This is a genomic window from Micromonospora sp. NPDC048894 (assembly GCF_040649765.1).
Classification (GTDB): Bacteria; Actinomycetota; Actinomycetes; order Mycobacteriales; family Micromonosporaceae; genus Micromonospora; species Micromonospora antibiotica.
In genome coordinates this window covers 96,772-114,133 of record NZ_JBEZFY010000018.1, presented here as the reverse complement: position 1 = coordinate 114,133, position 17,362 = coordinate 96,772, and the positions used below count along the sequence as shown (strand labels likewise).

13 protein-coding genes and 1 tRNA gene are annotated in these 17,362 nt (G+C 71.2%); 4 read left to right on the top strand and 10 right to left on the bottom strand.

What is annotated here, in order from left to right:
* Nucleotide 1: 1 nt before the first annotated feature.
* From AB0C22_RS28540 to AB0C22_RS28530, 3 genes are all read right to left on the bottom strand, one after another.
* Entirely contained in the window at nt 2–3,184 is a 3,183-nt protein-coding gene (locus AB0C22_RS28540) for an AAA family ATPase (protein WP_357538010.1), read from the bottom strand.
* Nucleotides 3,185–3,312: 128 nt separating this feature from the next.
* On the bottom strand, nt 3,313–7,017 hold the full coding sequence (locus AB0C22_RS28535) for a hypothetical protein (RefSeq protein ID WP_357538008.1): 3,705 nt from the start codon (nt 7,015–7,017) through the stop codon (nt 3,313–3,315).
* Between the two features lie 25 nt (nt 7,018–7,042).
* Nucleotides 7,043–7,474, bottom strand: a complete 432-nt coding sequence (locus AB0C22_RS28530; protein WP_219468973.1) for a hypothetical protein — start codon at nt 7,472–7,474, stop codon at nt 7,043–7,045.
* Nucleotides 7,475–7,915: 441 nt separating this feature from the next.
* On the opposite strand from AB0C22_RS28530, the gene AB0C22_RS28525 reads away from it, so the two are divergent.
* Both AB0C22_RS28525 and AB0C22_RS28520 read left to right on the top strand, forming a co-directional pair.
* The gene (locus AB0C22_RS28525; protein WP_357538006.1) at nt 7,916–8,875 is read left to right on the top strand and encodes a class 1 isoprenoid biosynthesis enzyme; all 960 of its coding nucleotides are present in this window, start codon (nt 7,916–7,918) and stop codon (nt 8,873–8,875) included.
* A gap of 352 nt (nt 8,876–9,227) precedes the next feature.
* Nucleotides 9,228–9,806: a hypothetical protein gene (locus AB0C22_RS28520; protein ID WP_219468968.1), complete on the top strand. Its 579-nt coding sequence runs from the start codon at nt 9,228–9,230 to the stop codon at nt 9,804–9,806.
* Between the two features lie 19 nt (nt 9,807–9,825).
* Here the strand turns inward: AB0C22_RS28520 and AB0C22_RS28515 are convergent, their stop codons facing one another.
* The 4 genes from AB0C22_RS28515 to AB0C22_RS28500 form a co-directional block, all read right to left on the bottom strand.
* Nucleotides 9,826–11,892, bottom strand: a complete 2,067-nt coding sequence (locus tag AB0C22_RS28515) for a hypothetical protein (RefSeq protein WP_219468965.1) — start codon at nt 11,890–11,892, stop codon at nt 9,826–9,828.
* A gap of 173 nt (nt 11,893–12,065) precedes the next feature.
* Complete coding sequence (locus AB0C22_RS28510) at nt 12,066–12,260, bottom strand: helix-hairpin-helix domain-containing protein (RefSeq protein WP_219468962.1); 195 nt, start codon at nt 12,258–12,260, stop codon at nt 12,066–12,068.
* 139 nt (nt 12,261–12,399) lie between these two features.
* A complete protein-coding gene (locus AB0C22_RS28505) occupies nt 12,400–12,696 on the bottom strand; it encodes a hypothetical protein (RefSeq protein WP_219468959.1) in 297 nt (98 codons plus the stop codon).
* A gap of 491 nt (nt 12,697–13,187) precedes the next feature.
* The gene (locus AB0C22_RS28500) at nt 13,188–14,384 is read right to left on the bottom strand and encodes a helix-turn-helix transcriptional regulator (protein ID WP_219468956.1); all 1,197 of its coding nucleotides are present in this window, start codon (nt 14,382–14,384) and stop codon (nt 13,188–13,190) included.
* Nucleotides 14,385–14,518: 134 nt separating this feature from the next.
* Between AB0C22_RS28500 and AB0C22_RS28495 the strand changes: the two genes are divergently transcribed.
* On the top strand, nt 14,519–14,701 hold the full coding sequence (locus tag AB0C22_RS28495; RefSeq protein ID WP_219468953.1) for a hypothetical protein: 183 nt from the start codon (nt 14,519–14,521) through the stop codon (nt 14,699–14,701).
* 137 nt (nt 14,702–14,838) lie between these two features.
* Here AB0C22_RS28495 and AB0C22_RS28490 read toward each other — a convergent pair.
* Nucleotides 14,839–14,910, bottom strand: a tRNA-Val gene (locus AB0C22_RS28490).
* Between the two features lie 57 nt (nt 14,911–14,967).
* Nucleotides 14,968–15,615 carry a TIGR02611 family protein gene (locus AB0C22_RS28485; protein WP_208569870.1) on the bottom strand — a complete coding sequence of 216 codons (648 nt, stop codon included), beginning with the start codon at nt 15,613–15,615 and terminating at the stop codon, nt 14,968–14,970.
* 272 nt (nt 15,616–15,887) lie between these two features.
* Here AB0C22_RS28485 and AB0C22_RS28480 point away from each other — a divergent pair, with 272 nt between their 5' ends.
* Nucleotides 15,888–16,319, top strand: a complete 432-nt coding sequence (locus AB0C22_RS28480) for an SsgA family sporulation/cell division regulator (protein ID WP_053653619.1) — start codon at nt 15,888–15,890, stop codon at nt 16,317–16,319.
* A gap of 167 nt (nt 16,320–16,486) precedes the next feature.
* Here the strand turns inward: AB0C22_RS28480 and AB0C22_RS28475 are convergent, their stop codons facing one another.
* The gene (locus AB0C22_RS28475; RefSeq protein WP_219468949.1) at nt 16,487–17,263 is read right to left on the bottom strand and encodes a glucose 1-dehydrogenase; all 777 of its coding nucleotides are present in this window, start codon (nt 17,261–17,263) and stop codon (nt 16,487–16,489) included.
* Nucleotides 17,264–17,362 lie beyond the last annotated feature (99 nt).

Below are 17,362 nucleotides of genomic sequence, written 5' to 3'. Positions count from 1 at the left end.
GCTATCGCGTGGGCAGGGTCGCCAGTTCGGCGAGGAGCCGTTCGGCGCGACGGGTGTGCAGGAACGCACCCCGCTCGGCGGACACCGCCCGTGCCTGCTCGGCGGCGGCGGTCACGACCTCGACCGGCTCACCCTGGGCCCGCAGGAGCCGGGCCCGCAGCAGGAGCAGCAGCCCTTCCGGATGGCGCTGACCGCAGGACTCCAGATAGAAGTCGGCCTGGTCGAGCGCCGTCGCGGCGGCGTCGACCGCCCCACCGGCGATGAGCATCTCGCCGAGCAGCCCGTGCCAGGCGGCGACGTCCGAGCGGGGCGGGTCGAGCAGGTGCGAGGCGATGAGCTGTCGCGCCCGGTCCGCGTTGCCGATCGGGTCCCGGCCGGTGACCGCCAGCGCCCAGTAGCGGGCCAGCCGCTGGTAGGTGCCGAGGAAGACGAAGGAGAACCCGGGATCGACCGCGATCCCCCGCCCGGAGGCGCGCAGCGCCAGCACCGGATCGCCGACGATCACCGCGATGCGGGTGGCGGCGCACGCCCACACCGTGACCATGTACGGGTCCTCGCCGGCCAGGTCTTCGAGCCCGTCGAGCAGGGCCCGCCCGTCCGCCACCGCACCGTGCAACGTGGTGACCTCGGCCAGCATCGCGGCCATCAGCAGCTGGAGGTCGTGCCGCACTGGGTCCCCGTCCCTGCGCGGGATGTCGAAGATCATGTCCCGGGACCGGTCGAGCCAGCGGATCGCCTCGCCGATCTCCCCGTAGTCCCACTGTTGCAGGCCCCAGGCGTGCAGACCGCAGGCGAGCACCCACGGATCGCCGGACTCCTCGCCCCGGCGCAGCAGCCGGCGGGCCAACGGGGCGCTGCGGTCGAGCTCGATCGCCTGGACCAGGGCGGCCCAGCGGGAGTAGAGGAAGCTGGCCGCCTCCCGTTCCAGGCCGAGGCCACAGGCCAGGTGTTCGGCCCGCTCCAGCAGGTCGGTCACCGAGAAGCCGTACATCGACCGCATCCCGAGGACCGCGGTGAGCTGGGCCAGCGCGGCCAGCTCCCACTCGGCGAGGCCCGCGCCGCGGGCCACCTGCACCGCCGCGCGCAGGTGTCGCTCGGCGACGTCGAGCGCCGACTTGCCCGCCGCGTGCCGGCCCGCGCGGATCAGCGCCCGGGCCGTCCGGGCCGGCTCGGCGAGCAGACCGGCGGACCACAGGTGGTGCGCGAGGCGCTCGGCCACCGTCTCGGCGTCCGGCCCGCCCCGTTCCAGCGCGTCCGCGATGCGCAGGTGCAGCTGCCCGACCTGTGCCGGTCGGGTCGTCGCGGCCACCGCCTCGCGCACCAGGTCGTGGGCGAACCTCAGCGAGAACGGATCGGCCGGCCGGCTCTCCAGCATGCCGAGCGCCTGCACCGGTTCCAACCGTTCGAGGCAGCCGTCGAGGTCGAGGCCGGCGGCGCGGGCGAGCAGTCCGAGTTCCACGTCCCGGCCGATCAACGCGGCGATCCGGAGCAGGTCGCGGGCGTCGGCGTCCAGCCCGGCCAACCGGTCGATGACCACGTCTCGTACGGTGGCCGGCACGCCGGCCCGCCCCCGGGGCCGGTCGTTGAGCAGGCGGGACAGCTCCCGGACGAAGAACGGGTTCCCGGCGGTGCGGGCGAGGATGCCGCGGGTCGCATCGGGGGTGGGCACGGCACCGGTCTCCCGGCGGATGAGTTCGGCCACCTCGGCTTCGTTGAGGTTGCCGAGGATGATCCGCTGGTGGCCGGGGAGCCGGCTGACCGTGGCGAGCATCCGGGACAGTGCGGAGCCAGGGGTGGGGGCGCGGTCGCGTAGCGCACCGATCAGCGTGGTGCGGTCGGGCAGGCGGGCCGCGAGGTGGCTGACCAGTTGGAGTGACGCACTGTCAGCCCATTGCAGGTCGTCGAGCACGAGCACCATCGGCCGCTGCGCCGAGGCCGCCGCGATGATCGCGACGACCTGCTCGAAGAGCCGGAACGGGAAGCCGTTGTCGGGCAGCACCGGCGCGGCGAGGACGTCCCGGCGCGGTTCCAGGAGGCTGCCCAGTTCCCGGCCGACCGAGGTGTGTCGTTGCCCGGCGGGCAGCCCGTCGAGGACGGCGCGGATGGCCTGCACCCACGGCCACATCGAGGGGGCGCCGCCGCCCTCGGGGCACTGCCCCCGGACGACGAACGCGCCGCGCTGCTCCGCCTCTGCGGTGGCCTCCCGGAGCAGCCGGGTCTTGCCGACCCCGGGCTCGCCCTGGACGACCACGAGCGCGGTGCCCCCGGCGAGGGCCGCCGTGGTCGCGTGGTGCAGTGCCGCAAGTTCGCCGGCCCGGCCGACCAGGCCGCCACCGGTCGGGGCCTGCGGCGGGGGTGCCACGGGCGGCACCGACCGCGTCGACGCCGGGCCGAACGCCCGGTGGTAGGCCTGCCCCAGGGCCGGGCCGGGGTCGACCCCCAGTTGCTCGGCGAGGTCGGTGCGGACGGCCCGGAACACGGCCAGTGCCTGCTCCTGCTGACCGGCGGCGGCCAACGCGGTGACCAGGCTCGCCTGCACCGGCTCGTGCAGAGGTGCCATCGTCGCCGCCAGGCGCAGGGGGGCCAGCACGTGGTGCGGCTGCCCCAGCGAGACGGCCAGATCGGCGGCGACGACGGCGGCGGCGAGGAACTCCCCGTCCAGCGCCGCGAAGAGGGCGACGGCACCCGGCCGGTGCACGTGCCCGTCACCGGCCGGCCCCCGCCACAACGCGAGCGCCCGCAGGTATGCGTCGAGGGCGGCCCCGCCCCGCCCTCCGACCCGGTGGGCGTCGGCGGCCACGACGTGCTCGCGGAAGGCGATCAGGTCGAGCATCTGCGCCGTGGCGGACAGCCGGTAGCCGGTCGGGTGCCGGTGCAGGTAGGAGCCGACCGCGCGGGGTGGTAGCTCGGGCTCCAGCAGGCGGCGCAGCGCACCGACATACTTGTGGATGACGTTGAGCGCGGTCGCGGGGGCGTCGTCTCCCCAGACGAGGTCGATCAGCTCGGTGGCGCTGACCGGCCCACCGGCGCGGGCCAGGAGCAGGGCGAGCAGGTAGGCCCGCTGGCGGGGGCCGGGGTCCAGCTCGACGCCGTCCCGCCAGGCCCGGAGCGGGCCGAGGATCTGCAGTCGCAGTGCGCCTGGCGACCGGATCCGGTGCTCGCCCCCGACGCCCTGTCCCGACATCAGCCCCGCCACACCTCGGTACCCCCGGCCGTCGACGACATCGACGGCCTTCAGCTTACGCGAAAGGCCGCAATGCCGACCGGAGAGCAGGGCGCGCCCGAGGCGGTGGCCGGCTGACCGGGCGTCACTCACCAACGCCAGCCGTCGCGCCCGTTGTCCGGCACGGACTCCACGCTCAGGTGCGCGTTCAGGCCGTGCCCGGTCAGGTAGGTCTGGACGAGTTGGCCCTGCACGACCGTGTTGTTGTAGATGCTCATCGAGGTGCTGTCCTGGTGGACGCACCAGAGCTGTCCCTCGCTGTGCGGGTCGTAGTCGTCGAGCACGACGTGGGCGCCGGGCCGGGGCAGGCCCCCGTCGGGGGTGGACGTCAGGTACTCGTCGCCGTGGAGCAGATAGAAGCACCGGTCGGCACCGCGCTGCCCGGCCGGCACCGGCTGCCACTCCCTGGTGCCGGTCGTGGTGGGCAGCAGTTGCACCGGCCGGCCCTCGACGCCGTCCGGGCCGGCCACCCCCAGCTCGGCCTCCGTGCCGGCGGGGGCGGTGACGGGCAGGATGTCCCGCCGCAGTTCGAGGTCCGTCGAGGAGGAGAGGAACCACCGTTGGTACGGCGAGTCGGTCGCGTCCCGGGCGGCCAGCAGGAAGTCGCCCGGCAGCGCGGTGAGCGCCTGGCCGGTCAGGTAGTTGAGCAGGGTGTACGTGCCGTCGCCGTTGCTCACCGGCCGCCACAGCTGGGCCAGCGACGGTGACCAGCCCAGTGCCGCGCGGGCGTCCGGGGCGGCGTCGGCCAGGCCCAGGTAGCGGTCGTCGGTCGAGTTGCCCTCCCGTACCCGTTGCAGGCGCAGGTGACCGGGGAACTCGTTGTCCCCTTCCAACCGCCACTGTTGCGCCCGCGACGGGTCGTACGCGGTGTCCACGACCAGCGGCCCGCCGTTAGGTTCGGCGTCGGCCACCCGGGTGGTGGCGGCGTTGCGCAGCAGGGCCTGGCCGGGCCTCGTCGGCGTGGACAGCGGCGGCACCTGCGCGGCGGCGCGCAGCTCGAAGCCGTAGGTCACCGGGTGGTGGTCGGAGTTGGTGATCGTCGTCTCCGTGTGGGCCTGGAAGAGCCGCGGCGCACCGTTGCCGAAGGCGGTGACGGCGTAGTCAAGCGTGCGTACCGGCCCGAGGGTCGGGTGGGTGTTGCCGTCCGGGGCCATCACGCCGTACTGGTTGGCCGGCAGGGCGTTGCGCAGATCCTGGGGCTCACGGTTGAAGTCACCGAGCACGATCCACTCGTACGGGCCGTTCGGGCCGGGGTTGTTCTGGATGTACGTGCGGATGTTCGCCAGCGTGGTCGGGATGTCGTTGCCGGCGCCGTTGCCCGACCAGCCGTGCACGGTGAAGAAGAACGTCTCACCGATCCGCACGCCGAGTGCCGGCCGGGCGCCCGCCTGACCGGGGACCAGGGCGATCTGGTCGGCCCGCTGGGCGGTGGCGATGGCCAGGTTGACCCGGTTCGGGCCCTGCGTCGAGGTGTCCGTGTTCAACCAGTACAGGTGACGGGTGGGTTCACCGAGCAGGGTGCCCAGGTAGTACTCGTACACTGGAGGGAAGACACCGTTGTTCTGGAACACGTTCTGGGTGTACTGGCCCCGCTCGTGCGCGCTGCCGGCCGGTGGCGACCCGGCCTCCTGGAGCGCCACCGCCAGCGCCCCCGCGCTGAGGAAACCCGTCACGGTCGCGTACTTGTTCTCGTAGGTGCCGCCCGCGCTGGAACCCGCGCCCTGCATGTTCCAGGTCACGACCGTCCGGCGGTTGCCGTCGCGTGGTTCGAGTTGGCCGACGTCGCGCAGGAACAGCGACGGCCACCGTTCGCCGGTGCGTACCGCGACACCCTGGCCGGCGTAGTTCACGGTCTCCCGGCCGGACCAGTCCTTGATCGCCGTACCGCCCTGGCTCAGCGGGGTGAACGCGCGCGGATTCGCCTGGTCGGACCCGAACTGGTAGATCGCCTCCGCATCGGCGCCGTCGCTGGAATACGGCTCGTAGGGCAGGTAGGGACCACCGGCGACGGACTGTTTGATCATCGTGTTGCGGTGGAAGACGTTCTGCGGGCCGGACGCGCCGGACCACTTGATCGCCTTCGCCGCCGCCGCCCACCAGATCGGGAACCAGGTGCCGTCCTCCAGTTCGCCGCCCTCGCCGCCGCAGTTGGCGGTGCAACTGCCGGACCGGTGCTCGTACGGGACGCGGACGGTGTTGCCCTCGAACAGGTTGTAGCGTTCCCAGCCGCCGTGCAGGTTGAGGTCGGAATCCAGGTCGTTGCCGAACGCCACGTTGCCGCTGGCCGACCACTGGAACGTGAAGTGCCGCAGGTTCCGGCTGGTGTTGTAGGCCCACAGCGAGTCCCAGACCCGGCTGCCGCGCAGGTAGCCGTTGCCGCCCTTGCCCTTGTTCCACGCCCCGTCGAACGTGTTGTGCTCGATCTGGAGGTTGCGGGCGACCTCGGTGACGATCGGGTGCGAGCCGGTCATCGACCCGGCCAACCCACGCGCCCAACTGTTCGCGGCCCACTTGAAGGCGATGCCGTGCATGGCGTACTCGGGGGCCAGGTTGCCGTAGTTGTGCACGGCGTCGGTCGGGCTCGGCTGGTAGACGCCACCGAGCAGCTTGGGCAGGCCGGACATCTCCTGGGAGAACGCGAAGTTCTCGAAGCCGACGCCCTCCACCGCACGCAGCGGGGTGATCTTGCTGGTGTAGACGTTGCCGGCGATCGGCGCGGAGCCGTCCGAGGTGGAGTCGACCGGCGCGTCGTACTCCAGCGGGCGGTCCAGGGTGACGGTCTTCGCCGACGTGTTCACGGCGGTCGCCCGGAACATCTGCTGGCGCATGTGCAGGTTCTCCCGGGTGCCCGGGTCGTCCGGCGCGAGCCCCTGCTGCTCGTAGAAGCGCAGGCTGTTGGCCACCCCGACCCAGACGTAGCCGCCGACCCGGAAGCCGTCCATCTTCGCCTTGGCGTCGAGCCGGATCACGTTCTGCCCGGCGCGGGCCGAGAACCCCGGGTCGGTGGAGGCCGATCCCAGTTTCTGGCCGGAGGCCCAGTGCTGGTTGATCGAGCCCTCGAACAGGTCCTTACGGTTGGCGGGGGCGGCGGACCACTCGTCGGCGTACCGTTCGGCGACCTCGCGGGTCTGCACCTTGAACAACGCCCGGCCCGGCCAGATCCAGCCCCCGGTGCCGGTGTCCGGTGCCGAGCCGAACGTCATGGTGTCCTGGTTCCACCGGCTGCCGTCGGCGGTCAGCGTGTCGTACCGGGTGTTGACGTCCGGCCGGAACACCACCCGGGTCCCGCCGCTGCCCGCGCCCTGGCCCCGCAGCACCAGGAAGTTCGCGTCGACGTAGATCTGCCGGGAGATGTCGATCCGCCCGGCCGGCAGCGCGATCAGCGAGAGCCGGCGGGCGTTGCCCGACGGCGAGCAGTTGGCCTTGATCCGGTCGATGGCCGACTGGAGGCCCACGCTGTCGTCCACCGAATCGTCCGCGCGGACCCCGAACTCACCGGCCAGCCGGGCCGGGTCGATCGTGCAGGCGCCGCCGGCCAGATCACCGTCGGTCGGCAACGACTGGCCGCCGAGATAGCCGACCCGGGACCAGTCGGGCATCCCGGCGACCCCGCCGATCCGGTTGCCGGCGGTCAGCTCGGCATCCCCCGCGACGCCCGCCACCAGCGACGCCGCCCCGCCTGTCGACGGCGGCACCCCCGCCGGCCGGGCCGCTGCCTGCGCCGACGACGGCGGGGGCACGGCGACCGTCGCGATGAGCAACAGCCCCAGCAGTACGCGGGCAGCGCGGACCATGAACGTCTCCCCTGTTCCGGGTGGGTCAGTACCGGTAGTAGTGCGCGTCCTTACGGCCACCGGAGGCGGTCGTGCCCTCGGCGGCGATGCCGATCCCGGTGACGCCGTTGTAGAACGTCTCGTACTTCCGGTTCGGGCCGATCACCAGGAAGGTGTCGGTGCTGGTGTTGAAGTGCCCGACGACCGAGATCAGGGTGGCCTCGCTGCCGGTCGGCACCGGCCCCCACCAGCAGTCGGCCCCCGGGTCGAGGACCGGGCCCAGCTGCACGGTCTGGTTGTTGAGGGTCAGGTATTCGAGGTGCACCCGGTAGTTGCCCCAGGGGCAGAGCTGCACCCACCCGTCGCGGATGGTGGAGGCCGAGGCGGGCGTCGTCGGTGCCACGACCAGCGCGACCGCGCCGACCGACGCGACGACCGTCGCCACCGCACGACGGAACTCGAAACGCTTCGATGTCATGCCAGGCAGGGTAGGTCGCCCCAGTGGACAGACAGTGAATCCCCGATTCAGTACGCCGCACCACCGGACCACCCGGCACAATCGGTGACGGAGAAGCCGAGAGTGGTCGTGGCGTCCCCCAGCTCACGACCGGGCCGTGTGCTGACCCCCTCCGGCCCGCGCCGAGGTCACCACTGCGAACCGGCGCGTCATCAGCCGAACACACCCGGTGATGTTCTTCGATAGTGTCGACACATGCCCCACAGTCGTGAAACAGCCCCTAGGCAACGATCGATCCCCGCAACGCACTCGCACCGGCCGCCCGGCAGGCACGGTGGCCGGCGGTGACGGGTCCAGAATCATCAGGGCCGTCCCGGTCGGCTCGGCCCGAGTGCACCGGCCGTGTCCACTGAGGTCGTCGCGGTACTGCGTCTCGCGCCACTGGCGCTGGGTTGGCCGGGCGTGTATCGGTTCGTCAGACGCGACGTCGACGGGATCATCGAGGTCTTCGACCGGACGGTGGGGCCGATCATCGACGCGAGCATCACCGGTGTGGGCCGACGACGGCAGATCTCGCGGATCCTGCTGGGCACCAGTGTCAAGGTGTGTCTGGCCATGTCCGGCTACGCGCAGGCCACGGGCATCGCCTTCCGGGCCGACCGGGCCGTGCTGGGAAGCTCCTTCACCCGGGTGTACGATGACCTGTTCGACAACTTCCGCGCCCCTGACCTGGACGAGCGGTTGACGGTCCTGTTCGACGGCGGTTCCTTCCAGCCACAGTCGGATGCCGAGACGATGCTGTTGGGGCTCTACCGCGCCATCGAGACGGTGCTGCGGCACGAGGATTCCGCACCGGTCCATGCGGCGCTTCGCCGGATGCACCGGTTCCAGATCCAGTCGCGGCAGCAGCGTGGGTCCGTCGTCTCGGGGCAGGCCCTGCGGCGCATCACCCGCGGCAAGGGCGGGCTCGGCACGACAGCGCTCTTCGGGCTGCTCCGGCCGGCGCTGCCACCGCTCGACCAGCGGCTACTCGTGGAACTCGGCGACGTCCTCCAGGTGTTGGACGACTACCACGATGTGGCGCTGGACCGCGCCACCGGCGTGACCACCGAGGTGACGCTGGGATCGATCACCCTGTTCGAGACCGGCCGACGAATCGGGCACCTACGCCGGGAGTTCCGCCACCGGTACCCCGGGGGCAGCCGTGACCGACTGTTCGGAATGCTGTTCATGATGCTGGCGGGTGGGCTGGTCCATCACCTGATCGACCGGCACCGGCAGCGAGCCGGCACCCTCGCCCGCCCGCGTCTCCCCGCAGCGGAACCCGACCCCACCGATCGCCGGCCCCACCGGTTGCTCTTCTGGCCGGCAGGGAACATCGGTCCCGTGGCGGAGAATCCCCATGCCGATGACAGCGGCTGACGCGCGGGTACAATTTAGCTTTTTGTCTTCACGTTCGGTGGGGGCGTGGTCGCGGCCGGTAGAGTGAACCGGAGAGAGCCGATCGCTCCCGGACGGTGGACCCGGGAGGCGAGCGGCCCGCGTGGTCATCGCGGCCGAGGAGCACGACGGCAGCGCGGGCAGGGGTGCCGGCGAGAGGCGGCAGGCGGTGAGGACAGCAGAGGGGATGCTGGCCGAGTCGGGCAGCGTACAGCCGGGTGTCCCGATACCCCCGGCACCACTGGGCTGGCCGGCCGCGCTCGTGCGGCGGTTCACCGTCGGCTCCCACCGGTCGTCCTTCGCCCACGCCCGTAACGTCACCCTGGGCTGGCTGGTGGCCGCCGCGCTCGCCGTGATCGCCGATCGTCTGCTGGTCGACCACGTTCTGGCGACCTGGACCGCTGTCGCGATGATCGGCTACACGCTCGCGCGTGCCGTCGCACTGGTGATCTTCGAACGGCGACAACAGGCCTTCGAACGGAGTTGGCTCGAGGCCCTGTCACAGCTGCTACGGCGACACCCCTTCGAGGTGGTCGCGCTCCGGGTACAGGTGACCGTCGAAGAAACCCGGTCCGCCGTCCGCACGGTGGATCTGACCGACCCCGCCGACGTGGCCTGGTTGCTTCACCAGCAGACCGACCTCGGTGCCGACGTCTCGCCGCAGGCGCGAATCGAGTTCGGCTACTGGGGCAGCGACGGTGCCGGTCGCGGCAGCGACAGCGTGCGGAGACGTCTGGCCGACCTGCAGATCCGCCCGGTGGACATACCCATCACCTGGGCGCGCATCCGGTTTCCGCAGGCCCGTTACGTCGCGGGCGTGGGCGACACCGGGTCGGGCGACCGGTGGCCCGGCCGGGTGGCGCACTGGTCCCTCAGCGGGCCGGTGCAACTCACCACGGCGCGGGCGACGTGATCCCCGCCCCACCCGACCGTCATCCGCGAACCGCCGGCTCCGCCTCCGGCGTTTCCACCGGCCCCGGTACCGGCCGCCCCAGACGGTCCTGGAGCAGCCCGTGCCGGAACTGGTAGAGCGGCCCCACCTGGCGCAGCACGCCGAGCTTGTGCGCGTCGGCAAGAAACGTCATCAGCCGTAGCGGCGTTCGGCCACGCCACGCCAGCCAGATCCGCGCCAACACGAGCTGAGCCCACGCGCTGGTGGCGTAGACCATCATCCCGAGGCCGGCAGCCCCGAGCAGCAGCCCCACCGAGGCGCCGAGGAGTCCCTCCATCACCGGGGTCAGGTGATAGATCAGCCCGTACTGTTCGGCCCCGACGATGCCCCCCATGAAGCCGCCGACCAACCCACCCGCCGTCGCCCCCAGGACGGTCCCGTACAGCACGGTGCTGCGGTCGCCGCGCAACACGTTGCCCGGACTGGCCGGTTCCTTCGTCTCGGTCGGCTCGGTGAACCGTCGCACCATTCCGAACACCAGGCCGAAGAACAGACCGATCAACACCCCGTATCCGGCGCTGAACAGCAGACCGACGATCAGACCGCCGACCAGCGCGCCCACCACACCGAAGCCGATGTCCCGAACCAGAAACTCCGGAGCCAGATCCGCGCGGCGGAGCATCCGAGGTACGAACCGACGCGGCCGCTTGTCCCGCAACCTTCCCAACGGAAGCGCGGCGAGGAAGCCCACCCCCAGGCCGAAGGCCGCTCCCAGGAAGGGCCGGCCGAACAACCCGAACATCACCCAACCCAGCAGACCGCACCCCAGCGTGCCCACCGTGACCCGTACGACCTGCGGGACCGGACGGGGCACCGCACGGGTGAGCTGCCACCAGGCGAGGTCACGAGTCCCCAGGGTCTGGAGATGCATGGCCAGGAAGACCAACGCCTGCTGGGCGACCGCAGGATCCCACCGACGGGAAACCCGGGCCGGATTCGGCACCCCACGGTACGGGCGGATACGGAACACCGTGGGAACGAACCGGTCCAGGAGATACTCCTCGACGTCGTGCTGCCGGGGAAACCGCTCCCTGTCGAGCAGCTCACCCGGCGACACGTCCTCAGCCTCGTAGACGGTACGTGCGAGCGCGAGCATCAGCGGATTGGTCAGGGTCCGTGCCAGGTCGTTCGACGGATGGGCGACCAGGTCGGCCAGGACCGGCTCCCACTCCTCCAACCGCGCGTCGGCGCTGGCGTCGAGCAGGAAGTTCGCCGCGGCCTGGGGTTCCAGCGGCCGAAGACGGACGACCAGCAGACCCGTGAGCAGGTTCTGTTCGTTGGCCGTCAGGAACTCCTCCGTACGGCAGGTCAACACGAAAGGCTGGTCGGACCAGTCGCTGTGTAGCGCCCGCAGCGCGACGGACCGCAGCGCCGGTGCCATCTCGTCCAGGCCGTCCAGGATCGGCAACACCAGGCGCTGGGTGACGATCTCACTGCCGGCGGTGGAGCCGAACCGCGCCTCGCTACCCAGGAACGGATAATCCTCCACCAGTCTCCGGACCATCCAGTTGTCGAGGTTCTCTGCCGGATCCCAGGAGGCGATCTGCAACAGCAGCGGAACTCGTTCGGCTGCTTCCTTCAGCAGGTCGAGGGCAAGAATGACGCACAGGCCCGTCTTACCCGAACCTGGTTCGCCGATGACCACCATGGCGCGGGGCTGCCCCACGAACTCGTCGATCAGCCGCGGCAGCTCCCCGGTGGACGGCAGCGGTGACTGGGCTTTCGGCCGTTCCGCCACCTCCCAGCGGACCGGCATCTGCCGCGTCTCCTGGAGCTGACGCCGACGAGACTCCTCGTCCCACTGCTTGCGCACCTCGATGGCGAGCACCCGCACGGCCTGGTCGACCTGCTCCGGGGTGCTCACGACGTCGCGTTCAGACCGGATTTCCTTGAACAACGGCAGTAGCGCGGCCGCCGTGGACAGGATCGTCAGCACCGTCAGCAGGGTGGAGCTACCGAACACTTTCCACGCGCCCGCGATGACGGCGCCCAACACCAGCCAGAGGAGTAGTGGATACGCCGCCCTACGCCGCCATATGTTCGCCATCGAACCCCGTCGACCTACCCTTCCCACCATGCTGAAACCGCACGCATCCGCACGCCTACGAAGCGTGCCATGACCATCGCAGGGCGTAAAGCGAGGCGATCGGTCCGGCCCGGCCGGAGGTTCCCGAACCGAACCGGCTGGCGGCAGCGTCGCGCACTTCCCCGGCCGCACCCCTACCCGAGACTGAGATCGTGCTGCTCCAGTGCGCTCTGAAGGATCCCGAGCGCTTTCGGCCCCACCCCGTGCAGTGCGGCCAACTCGGCGCGCGGCACACCCGCGAGGTCGCGCAACGTCGGGTAGCCGGCTGCGGTCAGCGCACGCGTTGCCGGCGCACCGATCGTCGGCAGGGTGTCGAGGGAGGCGTTCACGTCGCCGACCCTACGCACCCGCAGGCGCACCCGCAGCCACCGACGTGAACGTGTCACGAGGCCGGACGGCCACTACGGTCCCCGGCCGGACCGTTGCCCGGCCAGCAGACAGTGGACTCCCGGCCCGTCGGATCGGGTGTCATCCGGCCTGGTGGCGCTGGTGCCGGTCGGGTGCGGCTGGCACGGTCACCGCACTTCGGTGCTGCACCTCCGGCGGCTGCCTGGTCCAGCCGACGAAGCGGCGGTACAGGGGGCCGGCCGGTGCCCAGGGCATGTCCCCGGCCGCCCGGACGAAGCAGGCCCCGAGGTGGAGGGCCAACGACACCGGCGCGTCGGCGTACTCCGCGCGCAGTTCCTGCCGCCGGGTGGGGCACGGCCAGGGCCGGTCGCAGCCGCCGCAACTCCAGACCGGCGGCACCGGGCCGTGACTGGTCACTGCTCCTCCTCGGTCGGCCAGTGCCCACGGCTGATCGGAATCCGGTGTCGGACGTGGCAGGGCAGCTCGGCCCCGCACCGACAGACCCACCGCCATCGCCGCCAACACCAGACCGGTCGATGCCGGCGCGCGAGGGTCAGCGCCGTGGCCGACAGATACCCGTCGTACGGAACGCGCTGCTTCGACGAGATGGCATTCCCACCCGTTGCCGGGCGCGGTGGTACGCCGCGCGCGAGGTCCAACAACCGTCGCCGGGCGGCGTCCTGCTCCACTGCCTGGACGCGTTCTCCGACCCCGGAAACAACCGGCGACGACGGAAAGCACCGGCCAACAATTCGCCGCAGGAGTCCGCTGTTCACCGCCATGTGGCTGGCCCTCCGTCTTCAGGGCATGGAGGGCAGCACCCCACTGGTGTTCCTCGTTCCGTGCCCGGCTTCAGCGAGGTCCAGCCTCATGCTCCGCAGGCCACCGATCCAGAGGGTGAGCGTCCGCTAACCGGGTGTGCTGTCCGCTGATAGTCGCCGTCCCGGTGCGAACTCGGTGCACACATCGCGCAGTGTCACTGCCTCCGGCACTCCCGACTGCTCCACCTTCGCCAGCAGTTCCGCAGCACGCCACCAGTTCGACGGCACCACCCGTCCGGACGCCACCGCCTGCGCCCCCAGGGCAACCGCCTCGTCCGGCTGACCGGCGGCGACCAGGGCAAGACCGAGGTCGAGGCGGGCCGACGCGGACCGGCGGGGCCGCGCTCCCCCATCGCCGTACGGGTCCAGCTCGGCCAACACCGCCCGCGCCACCTGCTCGGCACCGGGGTCACCCGCCCACGCCAAAGTCGTGGCCGCGTACGCGGCAGCCTTGGCCGGGTCATAGCGATAGTGGTGCTCGGCCCGCTCAGGAACGGGCAGATTCGCCGTCAGCCGCTCCACCCGGTCCAACGCTCGGCGAGTCGCACCGACATCGCCGATCCGCGCCCAGGCGCGAGCCTCCTGAGCAGTCGCCTGAATGCGGGCGGAACTCCCCTTCGGAGCGACCCGCTGCGCTTGACGGGAGAGATCGAGTGCTCCCTGGTAGTCACCTTGAGTCAGCACATCCCAGGCCCGGGTTTCGAGGCACCACGCCTGGATCTCGCCGTGCTCAGCATGTTCGGCAAGGTCACGAGCGGCTCGCAGGTGGGCGACCGCAGCAGTCCGTTGCCGCAGGTCGATGTGAACCGTCGCCCGCAGCACCGCCAACCAGCCACCGGCAACCAACAACCGCCTCCGTTGCGCGAGCGTCACCCTCCCCTCCAACAACCGCCCGACGTAGGAGAGATGCCGCCGCACCAACGGCAGGAGACCCGTCGGTGTCATCGTCGGGTAGGCACTGGCGAGATCGTCAACGCCCTGCTCGATCCGGTCGAGCACGTCCGCGCTGACATCGCTGGCGGCGACTCTGGCCCTCAGCTCGCCGGCCTCGGCCGCATGGTCGGTCGGCGCATCCACCAACCGCGCGAGTGCACCTCCCGCGTCGAGAACCCGATCCAGGTGACAAGCCGTGTCGACTGTCGGAGCCTTGAGTCCCGTCTCCAACTCGTGCAGATGGCTCTTACTCCGATGAGCACGCTGCCCCAGGGAACGAAGCGACAGACCACGCTGCTCCCGAAACTCACGCAGAGCTACACCGAAGCGCGGGTCGGCAGACGAGACCATAGCGCCGCTCCAAGCTCACCGGGCCAGGCGACACCCGGTCGCCACCTCGTCGGACGGTACCCCGACCACCGGCCGGTTCGTTGTACCCGTCGTGCCCGAAGGGCGCAGCCCGCCGTACCACTGGAGGTCCGACCATGCACCGCCGCCTGGCCGCGCTACTCCCCGCGCTCGCCGCCTGCGGCACCGACTTCGGCCGGTGCGTCACGGTGGGCCTGGCCGACCCGCAGCGCGACGGCGCGAAGGTGCTCGCCCACTACCCCGAGGCGACACTGTGCGTGGAGCAGGGGTACGCCTCAGACCCGCTGACAGCGAGCTGAGCCACTGCCGTTGCACAGAAGGGCGTCACCGGCCTGCCGCCGGCACCTGCCTTCTCGCTGCCTCTCGACCGGTATTGATCGACAGAAACGACTCAAGGCCCCTCGATCGAGGGGCCTTGAGCTTTGCATATCGAGGGTGGGCGATGCTGGTATCGAACCAGCGACCTCTTCGGTGTGAACGAAGCGCTCTCCCACTGAGCTAATCGCCCTCAGCGCCGTTGACTCTACCCGATCGTGGGGCGGAGCCAAAAACCCGGGGTGCCCGTTCAGGTCGTGGCGAGGTAGCGGAGCAGTTGGGCGACCAAATCGATGCCGAGGCTGTACTTGAGCGAGAGCCAGAGCACCACGGCGACGAAGACCAGGCCGACGGAGCCGAGCAGGAACCGCACCGGCAGCGACCTGGTGGTGGCCCAGCGGGTCCAGGCGTGGACGTGGCGGCGGGTGAAGCCGAGCAGTCGGCGGGCCCAGTGGAACTCGACGGCCCAGATGGCGAGGCCGGCGATGACGATCAGCCAGCCGGGGCCGGGCAGCGGGATGAGGGCGATGCCGACGGTCACCACGAGCGCCCCGGCGACGGCGATGAATATCTTGAGGGCGACCCGGCCGGTGGGGTTGGCCCGGATCAGCTCAAGGGTGGTGCGCAGCCGCCAGCGCCAGCCGGTGGGACGGGCGGCCAGGGCGGTACGGCCCGACCGGCCCGCGCCGCCCCGGGCCCGACCGTTGGCGGCCGGTCGGGACCGGCCTCGGGCGGCGCGGGAGGCACCGGCGGTGCGACCGGTGTCGGAGGTCGTCCGACCGTCCCGGTCCGATGGTGTGATCGGCACCCTGTCACCCCGCCTTTTGGCTGCTCGGGCCCCTACTTTCGGCGACTCGGCCGTACTCACCGCATCCACTGAGGAACGTTTCGTGGCCATTTCACCCCCCAGTGTCGTCCTGGACCGTCACTTGCGCAGACCACTGGACGTTACCGGAGTAAGTCGACGACTGAACCACCCGACTTCGGACGGGCTCCCGACTGGGCAGAACCGGAAATCCTACAAGAATTCTCACATTCTCACGGCGATTCGGACCCCCTTCCCACCACTGGGTGAAGTCAGCGTATGGCGGAGCGTAGCCAGCAGTAGCACCTGAGTATGGGAAAAGCGGGACACGCGCGTTCCGCAGCGGTGCCGGGGGGAGAACGTCCATGAGTGTCATCCGACCGACGACCGTAGAGGTCGAGACGTCGCTAAGGCTCGTCGCGCCTGACGCCACCGCATTGCCGGTGCGTGCCAGCCTGCGTTACGACCCTGCTGACCCGTATGCGGTCCATGTCCTGTTCCACGCCGAATCGGCCGGGGGCGAGGCGGTGAGCTGGTCCTTCGCCCGCGAACTGCTGGTCACCGGCCTCGACGAGCCGGCCGGCATCGGCGACGTCCGGGTCTGGCCCTGGGCCACCCCGCGCGGCGACTTCGTCGCGCTGGCCCTGTCGTCGCCCGACGGTAACGCCCTGTTCGAGGTCCCGCGCAGCGTGCTGGTGCGCTTCCTGCGCCGGACCTACGTCGTCGTCCCGCGCGGCCGGGAGGCCGAGCACCTGGACGTCGACACGGCGGTGACCCGGCTGCTCGCCGGCCGCTGACCGACCCGTACCGGAGCCGCGCGGATCTGCCGAGTCCGCGCGGCTCCGGCCGTCCACTTCCAGTCCGCACCATTGCGACCCCCGCCGCCGGTACGCGACCTGGCCCGCCGGTACGCGGCCCGACCGCCGGCCCCCGGGCCCGGCCGGCCACCCGTCGGGTACGCCGGTCAGCCGTGGGTGGTGATGCCGCCGTCCACCGGGATCACCGCGCCGGTCAGGTACGCCCCGGCCCGCGACGACAGGTAGATCGCCGTGCCGGCCATGTCCTCGGGGCGGCCGATCCGACCGAGCGGCACCTGCTGGGCGATTGCCGCCCGCGACGCCGGGTCGTCCAGGGCGAAGGCCATCATCTTGCTGTCGAACGGGCCCGGGGCGATCGCGTTGACCGTGATCCGCTCAGCGGCGAGCTGGTGGGCCAGGCTGCGGGTGAGCATGTGCACGGCTGCTTTCGTCGCGGAGTACGCGTACACCTCCATGGCCGGCACCCGGAGGCCGTCGATGGAGCCGATGTTGATCACGCGGGCCGGGTCGTCGTCGTCGGCTGCCGCGCGCAGCAGCGGCAGCAGTGCGGTGGTGAGCCGGAAAACCGCCTTCACGTTGACCGACCAGAGCTTGTCGAACGCGGCGTCCGGGTACGACTCCAGCGGCGCACCCCAGGTCGCGCCCGCGTTGTTGACCAGCACGTCGAGCCGGTCGTACCGTTCGCCGACGGCGGTGGCGAGGGCCTCGGCGCCCGCGTCGTCGCTGAGATCGGCGGGGATCGCCGCGCAGCGCCCCTCGGCGGACAGTTCCTTGGCCACCGCCTCGCACACGTCTGCCTTGCGGGACGAGATGACCACGGTGGCCCCGGCCCGGACGAAGCCCCGGGCGATCATCAGCCCGATCCCCCGGGAGCCGCCGGTGACCAGGACCGTCTTGCCGTCGACCGAGAACAGATCCGTCATGAGCACCCCATCGCACGTCGCAGTCCTTACCGATCGGTAACGTAGCCCGGCCCCGGCGGGCGGACAACCCCGCGACGGTCGACCGGGCCACCCGGGAGC